Source organism: Burkholderia sp. BCC1998 (assembly GCF_905339875.1).
In the GTDB taxonomy this organism is placed as follows: domain Bacteria; phylum Pseudomonadota; class Gammaproteobacteria; order Burkholderiales; family Burkholderiaceae; genus Burkholderia.
In genome coordinates this window covers 348,725-371,063 of record NZ_CAJPHE010000003.1, presented here as the reverse complement: position 1 = coordinate 371,063, position 22,339 = coordinate 348,725, and the positions used below count along the sequence as shown (strand labels likewise).

Here is a 22,339-nt window from a genome sequence, read left to right as displayed (position 1 = left end):
GACCGACCGATCAGGAGAACTCCCCCATGTCACACGATTCCGACGACAAGACCTTCCCATACCAGAAGGACGACGCCGAACTGCGCCGCCGGCTCACGCCGATGCAGTACGAGGTCACGCAGCATGCGGCGACCGAGCGCGCGTTCACCGGCGAATACACCGACACCGAGGACGTGGGCATCTACAAGTGCGTCGTCTGCAGCACACCGCTGTTCGAATCCGGCGCCAAGTTCCATTCGGGCTGCGGCTGGCCCAGCTACTTCAAGCCGCTCAACGGCGAGGTGATCGACGAGAAGATCGACCGCTCGCACGGAATGGTGCGCGTCGAGGTCCGCTGCAACCATTGCGGCGCGCATCTCGGCCACGTGTTCGAGGACGGCCCGCGCGACAAGACCGGTTTGCGGTACTGCATCAATTCGGCTGCGTTAAACTTCGAGTCCCGACCCGAAAACGAATGAGCGGCACCGGACGGATCGGTCGGACAGCCTTGCCGGCTGCCCCGATCCCGGACGGTGGCGCCCGGCGGGTCCCCACAACGGTGAAAGGCCGCGCGATGCGGCCTTTCACGCAGCTGCGAGCGCCATGAAATTCCTGTTCGATCTGTTTCCGATCATCCTGTTTTTCGCCGCCTTCAAGGTCTGGGGCATCTTCACCGCCACCGCCGTCGCGATCGTCGCGACGCTGGCCCAGGTCGCGTGGGTCGCCTTCCGGCACCGGAAGGTCGACACGATGCTGTGGGTCAGTCTCGGCGTGATCGTCGTATTCGGCGGCGCTACCCTCGTCCTGCATGACGAGAAATTCATTCAATGGAAACCGACTGTGCTGTACTGGCTGTTTGCGATCGGGCTGCTCGCCGCGCGCTATGCGTTCGGCAACAACCTGATCGAGAAGATGATGGGCAAGCAGCTCACGCTGCCGCACCCCGTGTGGGACAAGCTGAACGTCGCGTGGGCGCTGTTCTTCGCGGTGCTCGGCGTCGCGAACCTGTACGTGGTGCACAACTACACCGAATCGCAGTGGGTGAACTTCAAGCTGTTCGGCACGACGGGCGCGATGGTCGTGTTCATCATCCTGCAGAGCCTGTGGCTCACGAAGTACCTGAAGGACGAATGACATGACCGACGCTTTCCTCAACGCCTCGCCCGACGAACGCATCGCGCTGATCGAAGCGCGCCTCACCGCCGCGCTCGCGCCGCTGTCGCTCGCGGTGCGCGACGACAGCGCGCAGCACGCGGGCCACGCCGGCGCCGCTGCCGGCGGCCACTTCACGGTCACGATCGTGTCGGCCGCGTTCGCGGGCAAGCCGCGCGTCGCGCGCCACCGGCTGGTGTATGATGCGCTCGCTGATGCGATGCAGCGCGGCATTCACGCGCTCGCGATCGTGGCTTACACGCCCGAAGAATTCAACGAATCTTCAATCTAGTCTCAACAGGAATTCCCGATGATCCTGAAATCCCCCCGCCTGTGGGTCGCGGCGGCTGCTTTTGCAGCGGCACCGGCATTCGCCCAGAACATCGCCGTCGTCAACGGCACGCCGATTCCGAAGTCGCGCGCCGATGCGATGGTCGCGCAGCTCGTCCAGCAAGGCCAGACCGACAGCCCGCAACTGCAGCAGGCCGTGCGCCAGGAACTCGTGAACCGCGAAATCCTGATGCAGGAAGCGATCCGCGAAGGCATCCCGAACCGCCCGGACGTGAAGGCGCAGGTCGCCGTCGCGCAGCAGACGGTCGTGCTGCGCTCGATGATCGAGAGCTTCCTGAAGAAGAACCAGCCGACCGACGCGGAAGTGAAGGCGCGTTATGACGACCTCGTGAAGGGTGCCGGCGGCAACCGCGAGTATCACCTGCACCACATCCTCGTCGACAGCGAGCAGCAGGCGAAGGACCTGATCGCGAAGATCAAGGGCGGCGCGAAGTTCGAGGACCTGGCGAAGCAATACTCGAAGGATCCGGGCTCGGGCAAGAACGGCGGCGACCTCGACTGGTCCGACCCGAAGGCGTACGTGCCGGAATTCGCGGCCGCGGCGCAGAAGCTGCAGAAAGGCCAGATGACCGACGCGCCGGTGAAGACGCAGTTCGGCTGGCACATCATCCGTGTCGACGACGTCCGCGACATCGCCCCGCCGCCGTTCGACCAGGTGAAGGCGCAGATCGCGCAGCAGCTCGTGCAGCAGAAGCTGCAGGCGTTCGAGGAAGGCCTGCGCCAGCAGGCGAAGATCCAGTAACGTCGGCGACGATCGCCCACGCGAAGGCCGCTCCCTGGAGCGGCCTTTTTCATGTGCGCTTGCGGTGCGTGCCGACGCGCAACCAACGCTTTGCCATCGTCGCTCGTGTCGCGATCGCCGGCCCGTGCCGGCACTCGCACTCGCGCCGATCCCGACGTCAGCGCCAGCGCATGCACATCGCGCTACGCCTTCGCCGGCGCTGCCGATTGCGCACGCGCCCGGTCGGTTGCGAACGTTCTCGCGAGCACGCCGAGTACCGGCTGTTCGACCAGCCGATACGCACCTGCTCCAACCACGGCGACGAGCGCGAGACCGCCCGCGACGATCCAGTCCGCACCGACCTGCTGCCCCACGCCGTGCTTGAGCGCCGTCGCGACGGCCGCCACGACGAAGTTGTGCGTCAGGTAGATCGAATACGACGCGTTGCCCAGCAACACCAGCGCGCTGTCCACGACCGGTCGCACGTGGTCGATCAGCACCGCGCCCAGCACCAGCAGGAACGCCGGACCGCCGTAGACGAGCGCACGCGGCGCATGACCGACGAACAGCGCCATCGGCGGATTGCCGACACCGTCCGCGCCGGCCAGTGCCGCGCCGAGCAGCCCGAGCACACCCGCGACGACCAGCATCCGGCCGACGGCCAGCATCGCGGCGGGCGTCCAGCGATCACGCACGACCGCATACGCCATCGCCGCGACGATGCCGAGCAGGAATTCGCCGATCAGTTGCGCGCCGGTCAGCATCGTGACCGACGTCGGCGCACCGAGCAGGTGGCAGGCCACGCCGACCGTCAGGAAGGCGGACGCGAGAAACGGCAGCAGCAGGCGGCGCAAGCCGAGCGCGATCGCAACGGCGAATGCGAAATAGAAGTAGATCTCGTAGCCGAGCGTCCAGCCCTGCTCCAGAAACGGCCGCCAGATACCGTCCGGATTCGCCGCCGGCCACAACAGGTACGAGCAGATCAGGTAATGGAGCGTCGCGTGATGACTCTTCAGCACGAGATGCGCGCTCCACATCGCCACGAGCACGGTGGTCCACATCCAGTACAGCGGATAGATCCGCAGCACCCGCCGCTTCAGGAACCGGCCGGCCGCGGCCCACCCGGCCGCATCGCGGCGATGCGTATGCAAGATGATGAAGCCGCTGATCACGAAGAACAGGTCGACGCCCGCATTGCCGATCGCCGCGAAATTGCGCGTGTTGATCCATGCGGGCGCAGGGTGATAGAGCGGCATCGCGGCGGCGAAATGCCAGAACGCCACCAGCAGCGCCGCAACGGCCCGCAGGATCTGGATCGAGTGCAGTTGCGCACGCGCCTCGCCTGCGCGGCCGCTGTTGCTGTCCGAATTCATTTCGATGACTCCCGTTGACGCGGACACCGTAGCAAGGGCGGACGATCCGCTGCGTGTGCCGGATCACTGAAACGCGATTGGCCGGCGCGATTGGCCGGCGCGATTGCGCCGGTCGGCGGGCGGGACAGGAAAAATGGATGACGAAAACGGCGCTACGCAAAGAAAAAGCCGCGTCGAAGCGGCTTTTCAATTCATTCGGTCGAGTCCGGCGAGATCGCACACGGCCGGCGCACCGAACCGTTACACCGGATGGAACACGTCGTGATAGCGGACGTCGCCCGATGGCCGCGGCGCGGCGTCGTCGAATGCCAATGCGAGGAAGTGCTCGGGCGGCGCATCCGCGAACACGAGATCGCCGGACGGCACGAAACCGAAACGCGCGTAGTACCCGGGATCACCGAGCACGACGCAGCCGCGCGCGCCGAGCCGGCGCAACGCGTCGAGCCCCGCACGCACGAGCCCCGCGCCGATGCTCTGGCGCCGGCATTCGGGCAGTACCGCGAGCGGCGCGAGCCCGTACCACTGCTGGCTGCCTGCCGGCTCGCCGCCGATCGAGACCGGCGAGAACGCGACATGGCCGATCACACGCTCGTCGCGCTCCGCGACGAGCGACACGCCGAGCGCGCCATCCGCGCGCAACGCGTCGACAATCCGCCGCTCGAACGCGCTGTGCTGCGGCGCGTCCGCGAACGCGGCCACGATCACGCGACCGATCGCCTCGACGTCGCTCGCGCGCTCATCGCGCAGCGTGACGATCTCGACCGGCGCGTGCGGATCGAACATCAGCCGATCCAGCGGCGTGCGTTGCGGAACACGCGCATCCACGGGCTCGCCTCGCCCCAGCCTTCCGGATGCCAGCTCATCGTGACCGTGCGGTGCACGCGCTCCATGTGCGGCATCAGCACCGAGAAGCGGCCGTCGGCCGTCGTGACCGACGTGATGCCGGCCGGCGACCCGTTCGGGTTGAACGGATAACGCTCGGTCGCTTCGCCGCGGTGATCGACGTAGCGCATCGCGACCGCGACGCGGTCGATGTCGCCCTGCTGCGAGAAGTCCGCATAGCCTTCGCCGTGCGCGACCGCCACCGGAATCCGCGAGCCTTCCATCCCCGCGAAGAAGATCGACGGCGACTTCTCCACTTCGACGAACGAGAAGCGCGCCTCGAACTGCTCGGACTTGTTGCGCGTGAACTTCGGCCATGCTTCGGCGCCCGGGATCATCGATGCGAGGCTCGACAGCATCTGGCAGCCGTTGCAGATGCCGAGCGCGAACGTGTCGGGGCGCGCGAAGAAGGCCGAGAACATGTCGGCGAGATTCGCGTTGAAGCGGATCGTCTTCGCCCAGCCTTCGCCCGCGCCCAGCACGTCGCCGTACGAGAAGCCGCCGCATGCCACCGCGCCCGCGAAATCGGCGAGCGTCGCGCGGCCGGCCAGCAGGTCGCTCATGTGCACGTCGTGCGCGTCGAAGCCCGCACGGTCGAACGCGTATGCCGTTTCGAGGTGCGAGTTCACGCCCTGCTCGCGCAGGATCGCGACGCGCGGGCGCGCGCCCGTCGCGATGAACGGTGCTGCGATGTCGTCGGCCGGATCGAACGTGAGCACCGGCGAGATGCCCGGGTCGGCCGCATCGAGCAGCGCGTCGTATTCGGCGTCCGCGCAGGCGGGGTTGTCGCGCAGGCGCGCGATGCGCCAGCTCACTTCGCCCCATGCGCGATGGAGTTCCGCGCGCGGCGCGTCGAACACCTTCTTCGCGTCGCGGTACACCTCGATCACGTCACGATCGTTGACCGTGCCGATCACGTGCGAGCACGCCGACAGGCCGAACTCGCGCAGCGCGCCGAGCACCGCGTCGCGATCGGCCGCGCGCACCTGCACGACGGCACCGAGTTCTTCCGAGAACAGCGCGCGCAGCGTGCGATCCTCGCGACGGCCGCTCGTCTGCTTCGCCCAGTCCTTCGCGTCGCCGTAGTCGGATTCGTGATTCGGGTCGAGGGTCAGCATGTCGACGTTCAGCGACACGCCCGCGTGACCCGCGAACGCCATTTCGCACACCGTCGCCCACAGGCCGCCGTCCGAGCGGTCGTGGTACGCGAGCAGCTTGCCTTGCGCGTTGAGCGACTGGATCGCGTTGAAGAAGCGCTTCAGGTCTTCCGGATCGTCGACGTCCGGCGTCGTGTCACCGACCTGCTGCGTGACCTGCGCGAAGATGCTGCCGCCCATGCGGTTCTTGCCGCGGCCGAGATCGATCGCGATCAGCACGCTGTCGCCTGCGTCGGCGATGCGGCGCAGTTGCGGCGTCAGGTGACGGCGCACGTCTTCGACCGGCGCGAACGCGGAGATGATCAGCGACACCGGCGACACGACTTCCTTCGCGACGCCCTGCTCGTCCCACTTGGTCTTCATCGACAGCGAGTCCTTGCCGACCGGGATGCCGATCCCGAGCGCCGGGCACAGCTCCATGCCGATCGCCTTGACCGTGTCGAACAGCGCGGCGTCCTCGCCGGCCGTGCCGCACGCGGCCATCCAGTTCGCCGACAGCTTCAGCTTGTCGAGCGACGCGATCGGCGCGCTCGCGATGTTCGTGATCGCCTCGCCGACCGCCATGCGGCCCGACGCCGGCGCGTCGATCACCGCGAGCGGCGTGCGCTCGGCCATCGTCATCGCCTCGCCCTTGAAGCCCGCGTAGTCGAGCGCGGTCACCGCGCAGTCGGCCACCGGCACCTGCCACGGGCCGACCATCTGGTCGCGCACCGACGTGCCGCCGACCGAACGGTCGCCGATCGTGATCAGGAACGACTTGCTGCCGACCGTCGGGTGCTTCAGCACGTCGACCGCGATTTCCGACAGCGCGACGCCTGTCACGTCGACCGGCGCGCGCTCGGTCGCGACACGCGTGACGTCGCGGTGCATGCGCGGCGGCTTGCCGAGCAGCACTTCCATCGGCATGTCGACCGGGTATTCCTCGACGCCCGTCGCTTCGTCGTCGACGAGCTTCAGCTGGCGTTCGTCGGTCGCGATACCGACCACCGCGAACGGGCAGCGCTCGCGTGCGCAGATCGCCTCGAAGCGCGGCAGGTCGGCCGGCGCGATCGCCAGCACGTAGCGCTCCTGCGCCTCGTTCGACCAGATTTCGCGCGGCGACAGGCCCGATTCCTCGAGCGCGACCTTGCGCAGTTCGAAGCGTGCGCCCTTGCCCGCGCCGTCGACGATCTCGGGGAACGCGTTCGACAGGCCGCCCGCGCCGACGTCGTGGATGCTCAGGATCGGGTTTTCCGCGCCGAGCTGCCAGCAGCCGTTGATCACTTCCTGCGCGCGCCGCTCGATTTCCGGGTTGCCGCGCTGCACCGAGTCGAAGTCGAGTTCGGCCGTGTTCGCGCCGGTCGCCATCGAGCTCGCCGCGCCGCCGCCCATGCCGATCCGCATGCCGGGGCCGCCGATCTGGATCAGCAGCGAGCCGGCCGGCACGTCGTGCTTGTGCGTGTGCTGATCCGCGATGTTGCCGAGGCCGCCCGCGATCATGATCGGCTTGTGATAGCCGTGCACCTTCCCGCCGACGTTCTGCTCGTACACGCGGAAATAGCCGCCGAGGTTCGGCCGGCCGAATTCGTTGTTGAACGCGGCGCCGCCGAGCGGGCCGTCGATCATGATCTGCAGCGGCGACGCGATGCGGTCCGGACGGCCATACGGGCCGTGCTGCTCGTTCGGGTTGCGCTCGGCCACCGGCTGCGCCGCGTCGCGTGCGTTCTCCCACGACTGGCGTGCGTCCGGCAGGTCGAGGTTCGACACCGTGAAGCCCGTGAGGCCGGCCTTCGGACGCGCACCTCGGCCCGTCGCGCCTTCGTCGCGGATCTCGCCGCCCGCGCCGGTCGCCGCGCCCGGGAACGGCGAGATCGCCGTCGGGTGGTTGTGCGTCTCGACCTTCATCAGCGTGTGCGTGAGCTCGGTGTGGCGCCCGTAGCGCTCGCCCGGCTCGCCGGCCGCGCCCGCGTTGCGCGGGAACCAGCGCTCGGCTTCGGCGCCGACCATGATCGACGAGTTGTCCGAATACGCGACGATCGTGCCTTGCGGGCTCAGCTTCTCGGTGTTGCGGATCATCGCGAACAGCGACATGTCCTGCGCTTCGCCGTCGATCGTCCAGTTCGCGTTGAAGATCTTGTGGCGGCAGTGCTCGCTGTTCGCCTGCGCGAACATCATCAGCTCGACGTCGGTCGGGTTGCGTTCGAGCTTGCGGAACGCGTCGACCAGGTAGTCGATCTCGTCGTCGGCGAGCGCGAGGCCCAGCTCGACGTTCGCGCGCTCGAGCGCGGCGCGGCCGACGCCCAGCACGTCGACGGTCGCGAGCGGCTTGGCCGGCAGCTCGTCGAACAGGTGCTTCGCGTCGTCGCGCGCGGCGACCACGCTTTCGGTCATCCGGTCATGCAGCGCGGCTGCCACCGCGGCGCGCGCGTCGTCGGACAGCGCCTTCTTGCCGCCGAGCAGGCCCGACTTCAGCGTGACCGTGAATTCGACGCCGCGCTCGATGCGGCGCACCTGCGTGAGGCCGCAGTGCTGTGCGATGTCGGTCGCCTTGCTCGCCCACGGCGAAACGGTGCCGAAGCGCGGCAGCACGACGAAGGTCTCGGTCGTACCCTTCTCGGCCGCCGGCTCGAACGGCGCGCCGTAGTGCATCAGCGCGTCGATGCGCGCGCTGTCGTCGGCCGACAGCGGCTCGGCCGCATTGACGAAGTGCAGGAACTGGCCGCGTACCGCGACGATGTTGGCGTCGATTTGCTTGAGCGTATCGAGCAGACGGGTTTGACGGAAATCGGAGAGGGCCGAAGCGCCGGGAAAACACGAGAAGTGAGCCATGGGCTGGACTGACGTCGATGAGTCGCGCGAGGTGGCGACGTGGGGCGAAAGGAAGGCCGTAATTATACCCGGAAGTCGGTCATCCCTGACCGGCTGATCGGCACCCTGATCGGCACCCGTCACGCACCGCGACGGTGCACCGGCATCCACGGCGCCCGGCCGCCCGCCGGGCCGGCGTGCGCGGCCGCGGTGGCCGGTGAGCGCAAGACGGCGGAATCGGATGGGGTTGCGTGGCACCGGTTCGCGTGATTTTGGCGCTATCATTCCCGGTTCACCGGGCCGGGGGCCCGTCAGCGAATTCTCACCGGGCGGCGTGCGCGCCGCCCGTCATCGAAGCAATCCATGGATGTCATCGTCATCGGCGGCGGAATCAGCGGCGTCGCCACCGCCTACCAGCTGCGCGCGGCCGGCCATCGCGTGTGCGTGGTCGAACGCCACGCGACCGTCGCGCAGGGCGCGACCTACGGCGACGGCGGCACGCTGCTGCCGAGCCCGCTCGACGTCTGGTTCGGCCCGACCTTCATGCGCCAGCGCCAGCCGCGCGACACCGGCATCGTCTACAAGCCGGGCTTCAACGGCGGCGTGCGCCGCTTCGTCAAGCAGCTCGCCGCGCTGCGCGAACCCGATGCATTCACCGCGCAGTATGCACGGCTGCGCCCGCTGATCGACGCGTCGCGCGAGTCGCTCGCCGACATCGAGGCGCGCTTCCAGCTCGAATTCGAGCAGAAAGCCGGGATCCTGCACGTCGTGCGCGACCCGCGCGACTGGGAAGCGCTGCAGCCGGCGCTCGACCTGCTGCGCGCGCTCGACCAGCCGTACCGCGTGCTCACCGCCGACGAATGCGCGGCGCTCGAGCCGTCGGTGCCGGCCGAGCCCGGCTTCGCCGGCGGCGTGCTGCTCGAGAGCGAGCGCACCGGAAACTGCCCGCTGTTCGCGAAACTGGTCAAGCAGACGCTCGACGAGCACGGCGTGCAGTTCCGCTTCGGCGCGGACGTCGCGGCGATCCGCGTCGACGCCGGCCGCGCCGCGATTGAGCTCGCACCGGCCGGCGGCCGGCACGCGAAGAAGGCGCACGAGGTCGACGTGATGGCGGCCGACGCGATCGTGGTCGCTGCCGGCGCCGGCAGCCTGCCGCTGCTGGAGCGGCTCGGCTGGCGGCTGCCGCTGCACCCGGTCCGCGCGCATACGCTGACCGCGCCGGTCGCGTACGAAGAACATGCGCCGCACCTGAGCGTCGTCGATTCGATCAAGCGGATCTCGATCACGCGCACCCACCAGCGGCTGCGCATCGGCGGCGGCGCCGTGCTGCAAAGTCTCGCCGACACCGCGAAGCCGCTCCCCGAGCCGCTGTCCGAAGCCGCGCTCGCGCTGCTCGGCCAGGCCGTCCACGACTGGGTGCCGGGCGCCGCGAAGATTTCCGCCGCGCTGTCGTGGCAAGGCACGCAACTGCTGTCGCCGGACGGCCTGCCGGTCGTCGGTCCGACCCCGCATCCGCGCGTGTTCGTCAATTTCGGTCACGGGCCGGCCGGTTGGGGCCTCGCGTGCGGGTCTGCTAAAGTGGTGACGGACTGTCTGGCCGGCGACACGCAGCAGTGGCCCGCCGACACGCTCGCCGCGCTGAGCGCCGCGCGCTTCACGACCTGACCGCCGCGGGCCCGTCCCGGGGCGCTTCCTCCCGCCGCCATGACCCCGCGATGACGAATACCCGCCCGCTTCCCGACTCCGTCCCGCTCGCGCTGCTGCGCGTCGCCGACCTGCGCGCGGCCGAGGCCGCCGCGACCGCCGAACTGCCGCCGCACACGCTGATGGGCCGCGCGGGCGCCGCCGCCGCGCGCTGGCTGTCCGAACGGGTCGCCGGCGACGACCGCCCGGTCTGGTTCGCGGTCGGCCCCGGCAACAACGGCGGCGACGCGCTGGTGGCCGCCGCGCAGCTGCAGCAGCTCGGGGTCGCGACGCAGGCCTGGATGCCCGTACCGGTCAAGCCGGACGATGCGCAATGGGCGCTCGGCCTCGCGCGCGCGGCCGGCGTGCCGCTGTCGACCGAACCGCCCGCCTCGCTCGACGATTACGCCTGGGTCGTCGACGGACTGTTCGGCATCGGCCTCGGTCGCGCGCTCGACGGTCCGTTCGCCACCCAGGCCGCGCGCATCGCCGCGCATGCCCGAAGCGGCGGCCGCGTGCTCGCGCTCGACGTGCCGAGCGGACTGGACAGCGACACGGGCCGGATCGTCGGCGCGGGCGTCGCGGTCGCCGCGACGCACACGCTCACCTTCATCGGCGCGAAACCGGGCCTTTACACCGGCGACGGCCGCGACCTCGCCGGCCAGATCGACATCGCGTCGCTCGACGTCGCCCCACCCGCCGCGCCGGCCATCGTGCTGAATGCACCGGCACGATTCGCCGCCGCATTGCCCGCCCGCGCGTTCGCGTCGCACAAGGGCACGTTCGGCAGCCTCGCGGTGCTCGGCGGCGACACGGGCATGTGCGGCGCGCCGATCCTCGCCGCGCGCGCCGCGCTGTTCGCGGGCGCCGGCAAGGTGCATGTCGGTTTTCTCGGCGCCGGCGCGCCGCCGTACGACCCGCCGTTTCCCGAACTGATGCTGCATCCCGCGGACGGCCTCGACCTCGACGCGATGTCCGCGATCGCAGCAGGCTGCGGCCTCGGCACGCGCGAGGCCGCAGCCACCCTCGTGCGCGACGTGCTCGCGCACGATGCCGTGACGCTGCTCGACGCCGACGCGCTGAACCTCGTCGCGACGCACGCCGACCTCGCGGCCGCCGTGGCCGCCCGCGGCACACGCGGCAATGCGTGCGTGCTGACACCGCATCCGCTCGAGGCAGCGCGGCTGCTCGGCAGCGACACGGCGTCGGTACAGCACGATCGACTGGCCGCGGCCCAGGCGCTCGCCACGCGCTACGCGAGCGTCGTCGTACTGAAGGGTTCGGGCACGGTGATCGCCGCGCCCGACGGCCGCCTGACGATCAACCCGACCGGCAATGCGGCGCTCGCCACCGGCGGCACCGGCGACGTGCTCGGCGGCCTGATCGGCGCGTTGCTCGCGCAGCGCGTCGCGCCGTACGAGGCCGCACTCGCGGGCGTCTACCTGCACGGCCTCGCGGCCGATACGCTGACCGCGCACGGCACCGGGCCGGCCGGCCTCACCGCGGGCGAACTCGCGCCGATGGTGCGCACGCTGATCAATCGCCTTTTTTACCCGTCGCCGCGCGCCGACATGTAACGCCGCTATACTGAGTGCCCCCGCCGCACGGCGGGCCCGCTCGTCCGCCGGCCTTCCGATCCCGAGGCGCCGGCGCGGCATTCCTCCCGATTCACGCTTCACTCGAACCGCCATGACGCTGAATTCGCTCCCCGCCTGGACTGCCCTTCAATCCCACTTCGAACAAATCCGCCATGCACGGCTGCGCGACTGGTTCGCGCCGGAAAACGACCGCGCGCCGACCCGCGCCGAACGCTTCACGGTCCCGGGCGGCGGCCTTGCGGCCGACTTCTCGAAGAACCGCATCAACGACGACACGCTGCGCCTGCTCGTGCAGCTGGCCCGCGAAGCGGGCGTCGAAGCGCGCCGCGACGCGATGTTCGCCGGCGAGATCGTCAACCCGACCGAAGGCCGCGCCGCATTGCACACTGCGCTGCGCGCGACGGACCCGCACGCGCCGTTCCATGCGCAGGTCAGCGCCGAGCGCGCGAAGATGGCGAGCTTCGCGCGCGCCGTGCGCAGCGGCGCGTGGACCGGCTATACCGGCAAGCGCATCCGCCACGTGATCAACATCGGCATCGGCGGCTCGGATCTCGGGCCGAAGATGGTCGTGCACGCGCTGCACCATGTCGCGACGCCCGACATCTCGACGCACTTCGTGTCGAACGTCGACGGCGCCGATCTCGCGCGCGTGCTCGAACAGGTCGACCCGGAAGAAACGCTCGCGATCATCGTGTCGAAGACCTTCACGACGCTCGAGACGATGACGAACGCACGCTCGCTGCGCGACTGGTTCGTCGCGCGCGGCTGCCCCGAGGACGCGCTCGCGAAGCACTTCGTCGGCGTGTCGGCGAACCCGGCCGAAGTCGTGAAGTTCGGCATCGCCGCGGACAACGTGTTCGAAATGTGGGACTGGGTCGGTGGCCGCTATTCGCTGTGGTCGGCGGTCGGCCTGTCGATCATGATCGCGGTCGGGCCCGAGCAGTTCGACGAACTGCTCGCCGGCGCGAACGACATGGATCGCCATTTCCGTGAAGCGCCGCTCGAGCGCAACCTGCCGGTGCTGCTCGGCCTGATCGGCATCTGGTATCGCAACTTCTTCGGCTCGCAGAGCTACCTCGTCGCGCCGTATTCGGAAGCGCTGCACTACCTGCCGTCGTATCTCCAGCAGCTCGAGATGGAAAGCAACGGCAAGTCCGCGCGTCTCGACGGCACGTTCGTCGATTACCCGACGTCGGCCGTCACGTGGGGCGAGCCGGGCACCAACGGCCAGCACGCGTTTTTCCAGATGCTGCACCAGGGCCCGACGATCGTGCCGATCGACTTCATCGCGGTGCTGACGCCCGAGCATCCGCTCGCGAGCCATCATCCGAAGCTGCTCGCGAACTGCTTCGCGCAAAGTGAAGCACTGATGCTCGGCCGCACGCTCGACGAAGCGCGCCAGGTCGCCGGCCCCGGCAAGGAAGCGCTCGCGCCGCACCTGACGTTCCCCGGCAACCGTCCGACGACGACGCTGCTGGTGGACGCGCTGACGCCGCGCACGCTCGGCGCGCTGATCGCGCTCTACGAGCACAAGGTGCTGGTGCAGGCGACGGTGTGGGACATCAATCCGTTCGACCAGTGGGGCGTGGAGCTCGGCAAGATTCTCGGCAAGGTCGTCGAAGCCGACCTGTCGGCCGAGTCGGTCGATCCCGCGAAGCACGATTCGTCGACGACCGCGCTGATCGAACGCGCGCGGGCAGCGCTCAAGCGCTGACGCGACGGCGTCGCACGCATGCCGGCCGCACCGGGCGATCCGCTCTGTGCGGCCGGCTAGAATTCAGTCCCGTGCTATGCCGCGTGCGGCGCGACGATGCGTCCGGCGTCGATGGTAACCATCGTCGCGCAGCGCCGCGCGAGCTCGGGATCGTGCGTGACGAGCACGAGCGTCGCGCCGTGCGTGCGATTCAGCTCGAACATCAGGTCGATGACCGCGTGGCCCGTGGCCGCATCGAGGCTGCCGGTCGGTTCGTCGGCGAACAGGATCGCCGGATGCGTGACGAACGCGCGCGCGAGCGCGACGCGCTGCTGCTCGCCGCCCGACAGCAGTTTCGGATAATGCGCGGTACGCTCGCCGAGACCGACCTGCACGAGCAGCGCGCGGGCACGATCGGCCGCGTCGCGCGCACTGATGCCGCCCTGCAGTTCGAGCGGCAGCATCACGTTCTCGAGCGCCGTCAGGTGCGGCATCAACTGGAACGACTGGAACACGAACCCGACCGCGCCGTTGCGCAGCGCGGCACGCTCGTCCTCGTCGAGCTGGTCGAGCGCGCGGCCAAGCAGGCGAACCGTGCCGCTCGTCGCGCTGTCCAACCCGGCAAGCAGGCCGAGCAGCGTCGATTTGCCCGACCCCGATGCGCCGACGATCGCGAGGCTGCTGCCGGGCCGCACGGCGAGCGTGATGCCGTCGAGGATCGTCAGCTCGCCCGTTGCATCGGCAACCCGCTTGCACACGTCATGGACTTCGATGATCGGATCGGTAATCTTGAACATGGACACGACATTCCGCTGGAAAAGGCGCGCGGCACTCGCCGCACTGCTGGGGACCCTGGCCGCAACAACCATGCCCGCACGCGCCGCGACGGCGGCGGCCCCGACCTCGGGCCAGCCCGCGCTCGTCGTGCTCGGCGACAGCCTGTCGGCCGAATACGGTCTGCCGCGCGACACCGGCTGGGTTGCGCTGCTGCGGCAGCGGCTTGCGACCGAGCGAATCGATTATAGCGTCGCGAATGCAAGCGTCAGCGGCGACACCACGAGCGGCGGCCGCGCACGACTGCCCGCGGTGCTGCAACGGCTCAAACCGTCGATCGTGGTCGTCGAGCTCGGCTCGAACGATGCGCTGCGCGGCGTGCCGCTCGCGACGACCGAGCAGAACCTGCGCGACATCATCGCCGATGCGCGGCAGGCGCGCGCGAAGGTCGTGCTGGTCGGCATGTACGTGCCGCCCAACTACGGGCCCGACTACACGCAGAAGTTCCATGCGGTCTATACGCGCCTGTCGAAGGAACTCGGCGTACCGCTCGTGCCGTTCCTGCTGGCCGGCATCGAGAACAAGCCCGAGATGTTCCAGCCGGATCAGATGCATCCTGCGCAGCAGGCGCAGGGCATCCTGCTCGACAACGTCTGGCCGGCGTTGAAACCGCTGCTCGGCAAGCCGCGCGGCTGACCTCGCGACTCGCCACCACCGGAAAGCAAAAAGCCCCGCTCGAAGCGGGGCTTTCTGTTGCTGCATGCGAAACCGTGAACGGCGCTTCGCTTGGTTGGCGCCGGGTCGTGGCTTAGTTGCCGCCGTCCTGCGACTGGCTCTGCGTGGTGCCGTACACCTTCACCTTCGAGCGGTCGCGCAGCGCGGCGAGATATGCTTCACCTTCGCTTTGCGCTTCGACCTGCGCCATCTGCTGCTGCGCGGCCGCGAGCTGCTGCGGATCGACGGCCGTACCCGCGATCACCGTGTTCACGCGATAGATCGCATAGCCGTCCGCACCGAGGTCGACACCGACATACGCCGGCAGCGTCTTCGCATCGACCTTGTAGACGGCGCTCAGCGCGGCCGGCGTCAGGCCCTGCGACTGCGTGCGCGACACCTTCTGTGCGGCCGCGAAGCCGTCGGCCGACTTCGACTTCTGCAGCTCGGCCAGCTTCGCCGCACCGTCCTTCTTCGCGAGTTCCGCAGCCTGCTCGGCAACGACCTTCTGACGCACGACGTCCTTGATCGCGTCGAGCGCGGGCACGGCAGCCGGCTTGTAGTCGGTCACGCGCGCCGAGATCAGCGTGTTGTTGCCCACGTCGATCGCCTGCGTGTTGTTCTGGCTCTTCACCGAATCGTTCGCGAACACGGCAGCGAGGAACTTCGGATTGTTCAGCGGGCTCGTCGGCGGCAGCTGCGGATTCGGCGTCGGCGTGACGGTGGCCGTCTGGATCGTCAGCTTGTACTTGTCGGCGGCCGGCTGCAGCGTCTTCGCCTTTTCATACACGGTCGACGTGAAGCCTTCCGCGTTGTCCGTGAATGCCTTCGCTGCGTACTGCTGCTTCAGGTCGATTGCGATCTGGTCCTTCACGTCCGCGAACGGCTTGACCACCGACGGCTTCACTTCCGTCGCCTTCAGGATGTGGAAGCCGAGATCCGATTGCACGACACCGCTCACGTCGCCCTGCTTCAGCGCGAACGCCGCATCGTCGAACGCCTTGCCGCCCGCCGTCGAGCCGCGCGTGATGAAGCCGAGATCGCCGCCCTTCGCGGCCGACGGTGCATCCTGCGAGCTCTTCTGCGCGATCTGCGCGAACTGGTCCGGATGCGCCTTCACGTCCGCCAGCAACTGCTCGGCCTTCGCCTTCGCGGCTGCCTTGTCGGCCGCGCTCGCGCTGCTCGCCGCGGCGATGAAGATGTGGCTCACGCGCACCTGCGCTTCCGAGCGGAAGTGCGTCGGGTTGTCGTCATAGAACTTCTTGATGTCCGCCTCGGTCGGCTGCGCGCTCGCGGCAGCGGCGGCCGGCGAATAGACGAGATACTGGATCGTCGCGGTTTCCGGCGTCGCGAAGCTTTGCTTGTGCGCGTCGTAGTACGCGGCGAGCTGTGCGTCGGTCGGCTGCACCTTCGCCGCGTAGTCGCTCGTCTTCAGCACCAGCGCCTGCACTTCGCGCTGCTGCGCGGCCAGCTCCGACAGGCGTTGCGCCGGGCCCTTCGGCGTGAACGCGCTCGCGATGATGCTCGCCGGAATCTGCTGCAGCGCGAGGCTGTAGCGCACGCGCTCCTGATACTGCTCGGGTGTCATCCCCTGGAACGACAGCAGTTGCGCATAGCGTTCGACGTCGATCGAACCGTCGGGCTTCTTCAGCGACGCGATCATCGGGTCGCTCATCAGCGCATCGCGCACGGCGTTGTCGGATGCGGTCAGGTGCAGGCGTTGCGTCTCGTCGGCCAGCACGCGTTGCTGGATCAGGCCGTCGAGTACTTGCTTGCGATGTTCGGGCGTGTCGAACGCCTTGATGTCGAACTGCCCGCCGAGCGCCTGGCGCGCCTGGTCGACCTGCTGACGGAACGCGCCGTCGAATTCGACCCGCGTGATCTTGTGCCCGTTGATCGCCGCGACGTTCGCGCTGTCGTCGAAGAAGCCGCGGAAACCTTGGATCCCGACGAAACCCAGCCCCGGCAACACGATCAGGAGCAGGAGCGCCATCATCAGGCGCTGGTGATTACGGAAGAAATCGAGCATGCGTGACGGGAAAATTGGACAAAACGTCCGATATTACAACATACGGGGTGGCACGGGAGAAAAGCAGGTGCGCAACGCGCGGGCGTGAGCGACGATGTAAATGAAAAAGCCCGCACGAGGCGGGCTTCTTCATTTTCTGGCGGAGCGGACGGGACTCGCCTACATCCTGCAGGCCCCGGCTGCGCGTGCACGCGCAGCCCTTCGCGTCCCGCCAGAAGCCGCGCAGGCGGCTTCCTCCACTCCGCAGTCACGCGCCCGCGAGCGGGCGCGATCAACGACGCAAATGAAAAAGCCCGCACGAGGCGGGCTTTCTCATTTTCTGGCGGAGCGGACGGGACTCGAACCCGCGACCCCCGGCGTGACAGGCCGGTATTCTAACCGACTGAACTACCGCTCCTTGGTCTGGCTGAATCGTGAAACTGGTGGGTGCTGAGGGGTTCGAACCCCCGACCTACGCCTTGTAAGGGCGCCGCTCTACCAGCTGAGCTAAGCACCCGTTTCCGATTCGTTCTGGCTGCGATCTGCGTTTCGGCATCAACAACCAGCGAGCCCGCAATTTTAATTCATCCCCGATCATTTTGCCAAGCCCATGCGCAAAAAATTTTAACGCGCGGCGCTACACACGATCCCGACGCGCATAAAAAAACCCGCGGACTCGCCGCGGGTTTCGCGAACCACCGTCAGCGACGGCGTTCAGGTTCTCAGTGCTTCACGACTTCCGTCGAGCCGGCATCCTTCGCCGCCTCGCCGACCGGTGCCGCAGCCTTCGCCTCTTCTTCCGGCGGCAGCGGGGTCGGCGTACGTTCGAGCGCGAGCTCGAGCACCTTGTCGATCCAGCGGACCGGCACGATCTCGATCGCGTTCTTCACGTTGTCCGGAATGTCCGCGAGATCCTTCACGTTCTCTTCCGGGATCAGCACGAGCTTGATGCCGCCGCGATGCGCAGCCAGCAGCTTTTCCTTCAGCCCGCCGATCGGCAGCACTTCGCCACGCAGCGTGATCTCGCCCGTCATCGCGACATCGGCACGCACGGGAATGCCCGTCAGCACCGACACCAGCGCGGTCGTCATCGCACCGCCGGCGGACGGACCGTCCTTCGGCGTCGCGCCTTCCGGCACGTGGATGTGGATGTCCTGCTTCTCGAACGCTTCGTCCTTGATGCCCAGACGCCGCGAACGCGAGCGCACGACCGAACGTGCGGCCTCGACCGACTCCTTCATCACGTCGCCGAGCGAGCCCGTGCGAATCACGTTGCCCTTGCCCGGCATCACCGCGGCTTCGATCGTCAGCAGGTCGCCGCCGACTTCCGTCCACGCGAGGCCCGTCACCTGACCGACCTGGTTTTCCTTCGCCGCGAGGCCGAAGTCGTACTTGCGCACGCCGAGGAACGTATCGAGGTTCTCGCCGTCGACCTTGATCGCGCCCGATGCCTTCTTCAGCAGCAGCATCTTCACGACCTTGCGGCAGATCTTCGACACTTCCCGCTCGAGCGAACGCACACCGGCTTCGCGCGTGTAGTAGCGGATGATGTCGCGGATCGCCTGCTCGGTGACCTCGATCTCGCCGTCCTTCAGACCGTTGTTCTTCTTCTGCTTCGGCAGCAGGTAACGCTGCGCGATGCTGACCTTCTCGTCTTCCGTGTAGCCCGACAGACGAATCACTTCCATCCGGTCGAGCAGCGGCGGCGGGATGTTCAGCGAGTTCGACGTCGCGACGAACATCACGTCCGACAGGTCGAAGTCGACCTCGATGTAGTGGTCGGCGAACGTGTGGTTCTGTTCCGGATCGAGCACTTCGAGCAGCGCCGACGACGGATCGCCGCGGAAATCCATGCCCATCTTGTCGACTTCGTCGAGCAGGAAGAGCGGATTGCGCACGCCGACCTTCGCGAGGCTCTGCAGGATCTTGCCCGGCATCGAGCCGATGTACGTGCGGCGGTGACCGCGGATCTCGGCTTCGTCACGCACGCCGCCGAGCGCCATCCGGACGAACTTGCGGTTCGTCGCGCGAGCGATCGACTGGCCGAGCGAGGTCTTGCCGACGCCCGGAGGCCCGACGAGGCACAGGATCGGCGCCTTGACCTTGTCCACGCGCTGTTGCACCGCGAGGTACTCGAGAATGCGTTCCTTCACCTTCTCGAGGCCGAAGTGATCCTCGTCGAGCACCTGCTCGGCGTTCGACAGATCGTTGTTGACCTTGCTCTTCTTGCGCCACGGCAGGCCGATCAGCGTGTCGATGTAGTTGCGCACGACGGTCGCTTCCGCCGACATCGGCGACATCAGCTTCAGCTTCTTGAGCTCGGCGTCGGCCTTCTTCTTCGCTTCCTTCGGCATGCGCGCGGCGTTGATGCGCTTCTCGAGTTCCTCGAGATCCGCACCCTCTTCGCCTTCGCCCAGTTCCTTCTGGATCGCCTTGACCTGTTCGTTCAGGTAGTACTCGCGCTGGCTCTTTTCCATCTGGCGCTTCACGCGCCCGCGGATGCGCTTCTCGACCTGCAGGATGTCGATCTCGGCTTCGAGCTGCGCGAGCAGGTGCTCGAGGCGCTCGATGACCGGGAACATCTCGAGGATGTGCTGCTTCTGGTCGAGCTTCAGCGGCAGACGCTCGGCGATCATGTCCGCGAGACGGCCGGCTTCGTCGATGCCCGACAGCGACGTGAGAATCTCCGGCGGGATCTTCTTGTTCAGCTTCACGTACTGGTCGAACTGCGACACGATCGCGCGGCGCAGCGCTTCCGTTTCAGCGCTGTCGGCGTGATCGGGCTCGAGCGGCATCACTTCGCAGGAGAACTGCGTCTCCTGTTCTTCGATCGACAACGCCTTCGCGCGCTGCAGGCCTTCGACGAGCACCTTCACGGTGCCGTCCGGCAGCTTCAGCATCTGCAGGATGTTGGCGATACAGCCGACCTCGTACATGTCCTTTTCGGTCGGTTCGTCCTTGGCCGCGGTTTTCTGGGCGACGAGCATGATGTGCTTGCCGCCTTCCATCGCTGCTTCGAGGGCCTTGATCGATTTCGGCCGGCCCACGAAGAGCGGAATGACCATGTGCGGGAAAACGACGACGTCCCGCAGCGGCAGCAGCGGGAGCGTGATGCGTTCCGGCGGGAGAAGTTGGGTGCCTGACATTTCATTTCCCCATGAGTGGAATCAATTGTTCGGTAATTGAGGCCGCCACAACGAATTGCAAGCCTTCAAGTGCGGGAAATATTCGGTAAGAAAGTAACCACCGCGTGTCGAGTCAGAGTTACCCACAAGATAAACGAAAAAAAGCCGCCCACGGTCTCATGAACGGCCTTTTTCGCAGAACATCGTCGGCAAGCCGGTCAGTTCGAACCCGCCACCTTCGGCGTGTCCTCATAGATCAGCAGGGGTTTGCCGTCGCCATCGATGACGTTCTCGTCGATGATGACCTTGCTGACCCCTTTCATCGCCGGCAGCTCGTACATCACGTCGAGCAATGCCTGTTCGATGATCGAACGCAAGCCGCGCGCGCCGGTCTTGCGGCGGATCGCCTTGCGGGCGACTGCCTGCAGCGCGCCCGGCCGGATTTCCAGCTCGACGCGCTCCATCGCGAACAGCTTGTGATACTGCTTGACGAGCGCGTTCTTCGGCTCGACGAGGATCTTCATCAACGCGGCTTCATCGAGCTTGCCGAGCGTCGCGACCACCGGCAGGCGGCCGATCAATTCGGGGATCAGACCGAATTTGATCAGGTCTTCCGGTTCCGTTTCGCGCAGCACTTCGCCCGCGTCCCGTTCCTGCTTGCTCTTGACCGTCGCGCCGAAGCCGATGCCCGTCTTTTCGGTGCGATCGGTGATCACCTTCTCGAGGCCGTCGAACGCGCCGCCGCAGATGAACAGGATGTTGGTCGTGTCGACCTGGATGAAATCCTGGTTCGGATGCTTGCGGCCGCCCTGCGGCGGCACCGACGCCATCGTGCCCTCGACGAGCTTCAGCAGCGCCTGCTGGACGCCCTCGCCCGACACGTCGCGCGTGATCGACGGGTTGTCCGACTTGCGGCTGATCTTGTCGATTTCGTCGATGTAGACGATCCCGCGCTGGGCCTTGTCGACCTCGTAGTTGCAGTTCTGCAACAGCTTCTGGATGATGTTCTCGACGTCCTCGCCGACGTAGCCGGCTTCGGTCAGCGTCGTCGCATCGGCGATCACGAACGGCACGTTCAGCAACCGCGCGAGCGTCTGCGCGAGCAGCGTCTTGCCGGAGCCCGTCGGGCCGATCAGCAGGATGTTGCTCTTCGACAGCTCGACGTCGTCCTTCTTGTCGAGATGCTTCAGGCGCTTGTAGTGGTTGTACACGGCCACCGCGAGGATCTTCTTCGCACGCTCCTGGCCGATCACGTACTGATCGAGGATGTCGCGAATTTCCTGCGGGCTCGGCAGATCCGACCGGGACAGGCTGGCCTCGACGCCGGCGGCAGCCGCCTCGTCGCGAATGATCTCGTTGCAGAGGTCGATGCACTCATCGCAGATGAATACCGACGGGCCCGCGATGAGTTTCTTCACCTCATGCTGGCTCTTCCCGCAAAACGAGCAATACAACAGCTTCTCGCTGTTCGAACCTTTTTTGTCCGCCATGAATGTAGAGCCTCCGGACAGGTAGATGACATGATACGCCGAATGCTCCGAACGCCGCGCCTAGGGCGCGACCGGAGTCGGCTGGATGCGCTTGCCGCAGATGCTCAGGGCACTCGGGACGTTGCAGGGGCGCCGCGCAAATCGGGTCGGCACCCCACTTAAGCTCACGGGCGCTTCAGCAGCACCTGATCGATCAGCCCGTATGCCTTCGCGTCCTCGCTCGACATGAAGTTATCACGGTCGGTGTCGCGCGCGATGCGCTCCACGTCCTGGCCCGTATGCTGCGCGAGCAGGTTGTTCAGCCGTTCCTTCAGGTAGAGGATCTCGCGTGCCTGGATCTCGATGTCGGACGCCTGGCCGCGTGCGCCGCCGAGCGGCTGGTGAATCATCACGCGCGAGTTCGGCAGCGCGAAGCGCTTGCCCTTCGCGCCCGACGCGAGCAGGAACGCGCCCATGCTGGCCGCGAGACCCATGCACAGCGTCGACACGTCCGGCTTGATGAACTGCATCGTGTCGTAGATCGCCATGCCGGCCGACACCGAGCCGCCCGGGCTGTTGATGTAGAGGCTGATGTCCTTGTCGGGATTCTCGCTCTCGAGGAACAGCAACTGCGCGACCACGAGGTTGGCGGTCTGGTCGTTCACTTCGCCGACCATGAACACCAGGCGCTCCTTCAGGAGACGCGAATAGATATCGTACGAACGCTCGCCGCGGCCGCTCGTTTCGACGACGATCGGCACCAGCCCCAGCGCTTGCGCCTCGAAACCCTGCGGCGCGTTCGAAGCAAGCATGTCCAGCAATTCAGCGCGAGTGATCATTCAATGAACCTTGTTCGAATGGAAAATTGAACGG

Annotated in this window: 16 protein-coding genes and 2 tRNA genes; 8 read left to right on the top strand and 10 right to left on the bottom strand. The window is 67.3% G+C overall.

Annotated features, from left to right (window positions below; all coding sequences use genetic code 11):
• The first annotated feature begins 26 nt into the window (after positions 1-26).
• The 4 genes from msrB (at position 27) to U5A56_RS07935 (ending at position 2,224) form a co-directional block, all read left to right on the top strand.
• Positions 27-458, top strand: a complete 432-nt coding sequence (msrB, locus tag U5A56_RS07950; RefSeq protein ID WP_321921765.1) for a peptide-methionine (R)-S-oxide reductase MsrB — start codon at positions 27-29, stop codon at positions 456-458.
• 124 nt (positions 459-582) lie between these two features.
• Positions 583-1,113, top strand: coding sequence for a septation protein A (locus U5A56_RS07945; protein WP_006753406.1), 531 nt, complete (start codon positions 583-585; stop codon positions 1,111-1,113).
• A gap of 1 nt (position 1,114) precedes the next feature.
• The gene (locus U5A56_RS07940) at positions 1,115-1,423 is read left to right on the top strand and encodes a BolA family protein (RefSeq protein ID WP_044843665.1); all 309 of its coding nucleotides are present in this window, start codon (positions 1,115-1,117) and stop codon (positions 1,421-1,423) included.
• Between the two features lie 18 nt (positions 1,424-1,441).
• On the top strand, positions 1,442-2,224 hold the full coding sequence (locus tag U5A56_RS07935) for a peptidylprolyl isomerase (protein ID WP_044843666.1): 783 nt from the start codon (positions 1,442-1,444) through the stop codon (positions 2,222-2,224).
• 182 nt (positions 2,225-2,406) lie between these two features.
• On the opposite strand, the gene U5A56_RS07930 is transcribed toward U5A56_RS07935, so the two are convergent.
• The 3 genes from U5A56_RS07930 to purL all read right to left on the bottom strand — a co-directional run bounded on the left by U5A56_RS07930 (position 2,407) and on the right by purL (position 8,423).
• On the bottom strand, positions 2,407-3,576 hold the full coding sequence (locus U5A56_RS07930) for an acyltransferase (RefSeq protein ID WP_321921762.1): 1,170 nt from the start codon (positions 3,574-3,576) through the stop codon (positions 2,407-2,409).
• Positions 3,577-3,816: 240 nt separating this feature from the next.
• Positions 3,817-4,359, bottom strand: a complete 543-nt coding sequence (locus U5A56_RS07925) for an N-acetyltransferase (RefSeq protein WP_321921761.1) — start codon at positions 4,357-4,359, stop codon at positions 3,817-3,819.
• Positions 4,359-8,423, bottom strand: coding sequence for a phosphoribosylformylglycinamidine synthase (gene purL / locus U5A56_RS07920; protein WP_321921760.1), 4,065 nt, complete (start codon positions 8,421-8,423; stop codon positions 4,359-4,361). Before purL ends, U5A56_RS07925 begins: the two co-directional genes overlap by 1 nt.
• 342 nt (positions 8,424-8,765) lie before the next feature.
• Here purL and U5A56_RS07915 point away from each other — a divergent pair, with 342 nt between their 5' ends.
• The 3 genes from U5A56_RS07915 (at position 8,766) to pgi (ending at position 13,397) form a co-directional block, all read left to right on the top strand.
• A complete protein-coding gene (locus U5A56_RS07915; RefSeq protein ID WP_321921758.1) occupies positions 8,766-10,067 on the top strand; it encodes an FAD-dependent oxidoreductase in 1,302 nt (433 codons plus the stop codon).
• 50 nt (positions 10,068-10,117) lie between these two features.
• Complete coding sequence (locus U5A56_RS07910) at positions 10,118-11,662, top strand: NAD(P)H-hydrate dehydratase (protein WP_321921757.1); 1,545 nt, start codon at positions 10,118-10,120, stop codon at positions 11,660-11,662.
• Between the two features lie 112 nt (positions 11,663-11,774).
• Positions 11,775-13,397, top strand: a complete 1,623-nt coding sequence (gene pgi, locus U5A56_RS07905) for a glucose-6-phosphate isomerase (protein ID WP_321921755.1) — start codon at positions 11,775-11,777, stop codon at positions 13,395-13,397.
• 74 nt (positions 13,398-13,471) lie between these two features.
• Here the strand turns inward: pgi and U5A56_RS07900 are convergent, their stop codons facing one another.
• Positions 13,472-14,173, bottom strand: coding sequence for an ABC transporter ATP-binding protein (locus U5A56_RS07900; RefSeq protein WP_044843672.1), 702 nt, complete (start codon positions 14,171-14,173; stop codon positions 13,472-13,474).
• Here U5A56_RS07900 and U5A56_RS07895 point away from each other — a divergent pair.
• Positions 14,172-14,846 carry an arylesterase gene (locus tag U5A56_RS07895; RefSeq protein WP_321800873.1) on the top strand — a complete coding sequence of 225 codons (675 nt, stop codon included), beginning with the start codon at positions 14,172-14,174 and terminating at the stop codon, positions 14,844-14,846. The two genes, U5A56_RS07900 and U5A56_RS07895, sit on opposite strands and share 2 nt — an antisense overlap.
• Before the next feature lie 112 nt (positions 14,847-14,958).
• Here the strand turns inward: U5A56_RS07895 and U5A56_RS07890 are convergent, their stop codons facing one another.
• From U5A56_RS07890 to clpP, 6 genes are all read right to left on the bottom strand, one after another.
• Entirely contained in the window at positions 14,959-16,893 is a 1,935-nt protein-coding gene (locus U5A56_RS07890; RefSeq protein ID WP_321819627.1) for a SurA N-terminal domain-containing protein, read from the bottom strand.
• A 320-nt stretch (positions 16,894-17,213) separates the two neighbouring features.
• A tRNA-Asp gene (locus U5A56_RS07885) sits at positions 17,214-17,290 on the bottom strand.
• A 23-nt stretch (positions 17,291-17,313) separates the two neighbouring features.
• Positions 17,314-17,389 (bottom strand) — tRNA-Val (locus U5A56_RS07880).
• 205 nt (positions 17,390-17,594) lie between these two features.
• Positions 17,595-20,018 carry an endopeptidase La gene (lon, locus tag U5A56_RS07875; protein WP_044843675.1) on the bottom strand — a complete coding sequence of 808 codons (2,424 nt, stop codon included), beginning with the start codon at positions 20,016-20,018 and terminating at the stop codon, positions 17,595-17,597.
• A 197-nt stretch (positions 20,019-20,215) separates the two neighbouring features.
• A complete protein-coding gene (gene clpX, locus U5A56_RS07870) occupies positions 20,216-21,487 on the bottom strand; it encodes an ATP-dependent Clp protease ATP-binding subunit ClpX (RefSeq protein ID WP_006754177.1) in 1,272 nt (423 codons plus the stop codon).
• Positions 21,488-21,651: 164 nt separating this feature from the next.
• Positions 21,652-22,305, bottom strand: a complete 654-nt coding sequence (gene clpP / locus U5A56_RS07865) for an ATP-dependent Clp endopeptidase proteolytic subunit ClpP (RefSeq protein WP_006496351.1) — start codon at positions 22,303-22,305, stop codon at positions 21,652-21,654.
• Between the last annotated feature and the right edge of the window lie 34 nt (positions 22,306-22,339).

Bases quoted from the DNA above. Each gene is read 5' to 3' on its own strand.
- msrB (WP_321921765.1), top strand. From the start codon at position 27: ATGTCACACGATTCCGACGACAAGACCTTCCCATACCAGAAGGACGAC.
- U5A56_RS07945 (WP_006753406.1), top strand. From the start codon at position 583: ATGAAATTCCTGTTCGATCTGTTTCCGATCATCCTGTTTTTCGCCGCC.
- U5A56_RS07940 (WP_044843665.1), top strand. From the start codon at position 1,115: ATGACCGACGCTTTCCTCAACGCCTCGCCCGACGAACGCATCGCGCTG.
- U5A56_RS07935 (WP_044843666.1), top strand. From the start codon at position 1,442: ATGATCCTGAAATCCCCCCGCCTGTGGGTCGCGGCGGCTGCTTTTGCA.
- U5A56_RS07930 (WP_321921762.1), bottom strand. From the start codon at position 3,576: ATGAATTCGGACAGCAACAGCGGCCGCGCAGGCGAGGCGCGTGCGCAA.
- U5A56_RS07925 (WP_321921761.1), bottom strand. From the start codon at position 4,359: ATGTTCGATCCGCACGCGCCGGTCGAGATCGTCACGCTGCGCGATGAG.
- purL (WP_321921760.1), bottom strand. From the start codon at position 8,423: ATGGCTCACTTCTCGTGTTTTCCCGGCGCTTCGGCCCTCTCCGATTTC.
- U5A56_RS07915 (WP_321921758.1), top strand. From the start codon at position 8,766: ATGGATGTCATCGTCATCGGCGGCGGAATCAGCGGCGTCGCCACCGCC.
- U5A56_RS07910 (WP_321921757.1), top strand. From the start codon at position 10,118: ATGACGAATACCCGCCCGCTTCCCGACTCCGTCCCGCTCGCGCTGCTG.
- pgi (WP_321921755.1), top strand. From the start codon at position 11,775: ATGACGCTGAATTCGCTCCCCGCCTGGACTGCCCTTCAATCCCACTTC.
- U5A56_RS07895 (WP_321800873.1), top strand. From the start codon at position 14,172: ATGGACACGACATTCCGCTGGAAAAGGCGCGCGGCACTCGCCGCACTG.
- U5A56_RS07900 (WP_044843672.1), bottom strand. From the start codon at position 14,173: ATGTTCAAGATTACCGATCCGATCATCGAAGTCCATGACGTGTGCAAG.
- U5A56_RS07890 (WP_321819627.1), bottom strand. From the start codon at position 16,893: ATGCTCGATTTCTTCCGTAATCACCAGCGCCTGATGATGGCGCTCCTG.
- lon (WP_044843675.1), bottom strand. From the start codon at position 20,018: ATGTCAGGCACCCAACTTCTCCCGCCGGAACGCATCACGCTCCCGCTG.
- clpX (WP_006754177.1), bottom strand. From the start codon at position 21,487: ATGGCGGACAAAAAAGGTTCGAACAGCGAGAAGCTGTTGTATTGCTCG.
- clpP (WP_006496351.1), bottom strand. From the start codon at position 22,305: ATGATCACTCGCGCTGAATTGCTGGACATGCTTGCTTCGAACGCGCCG.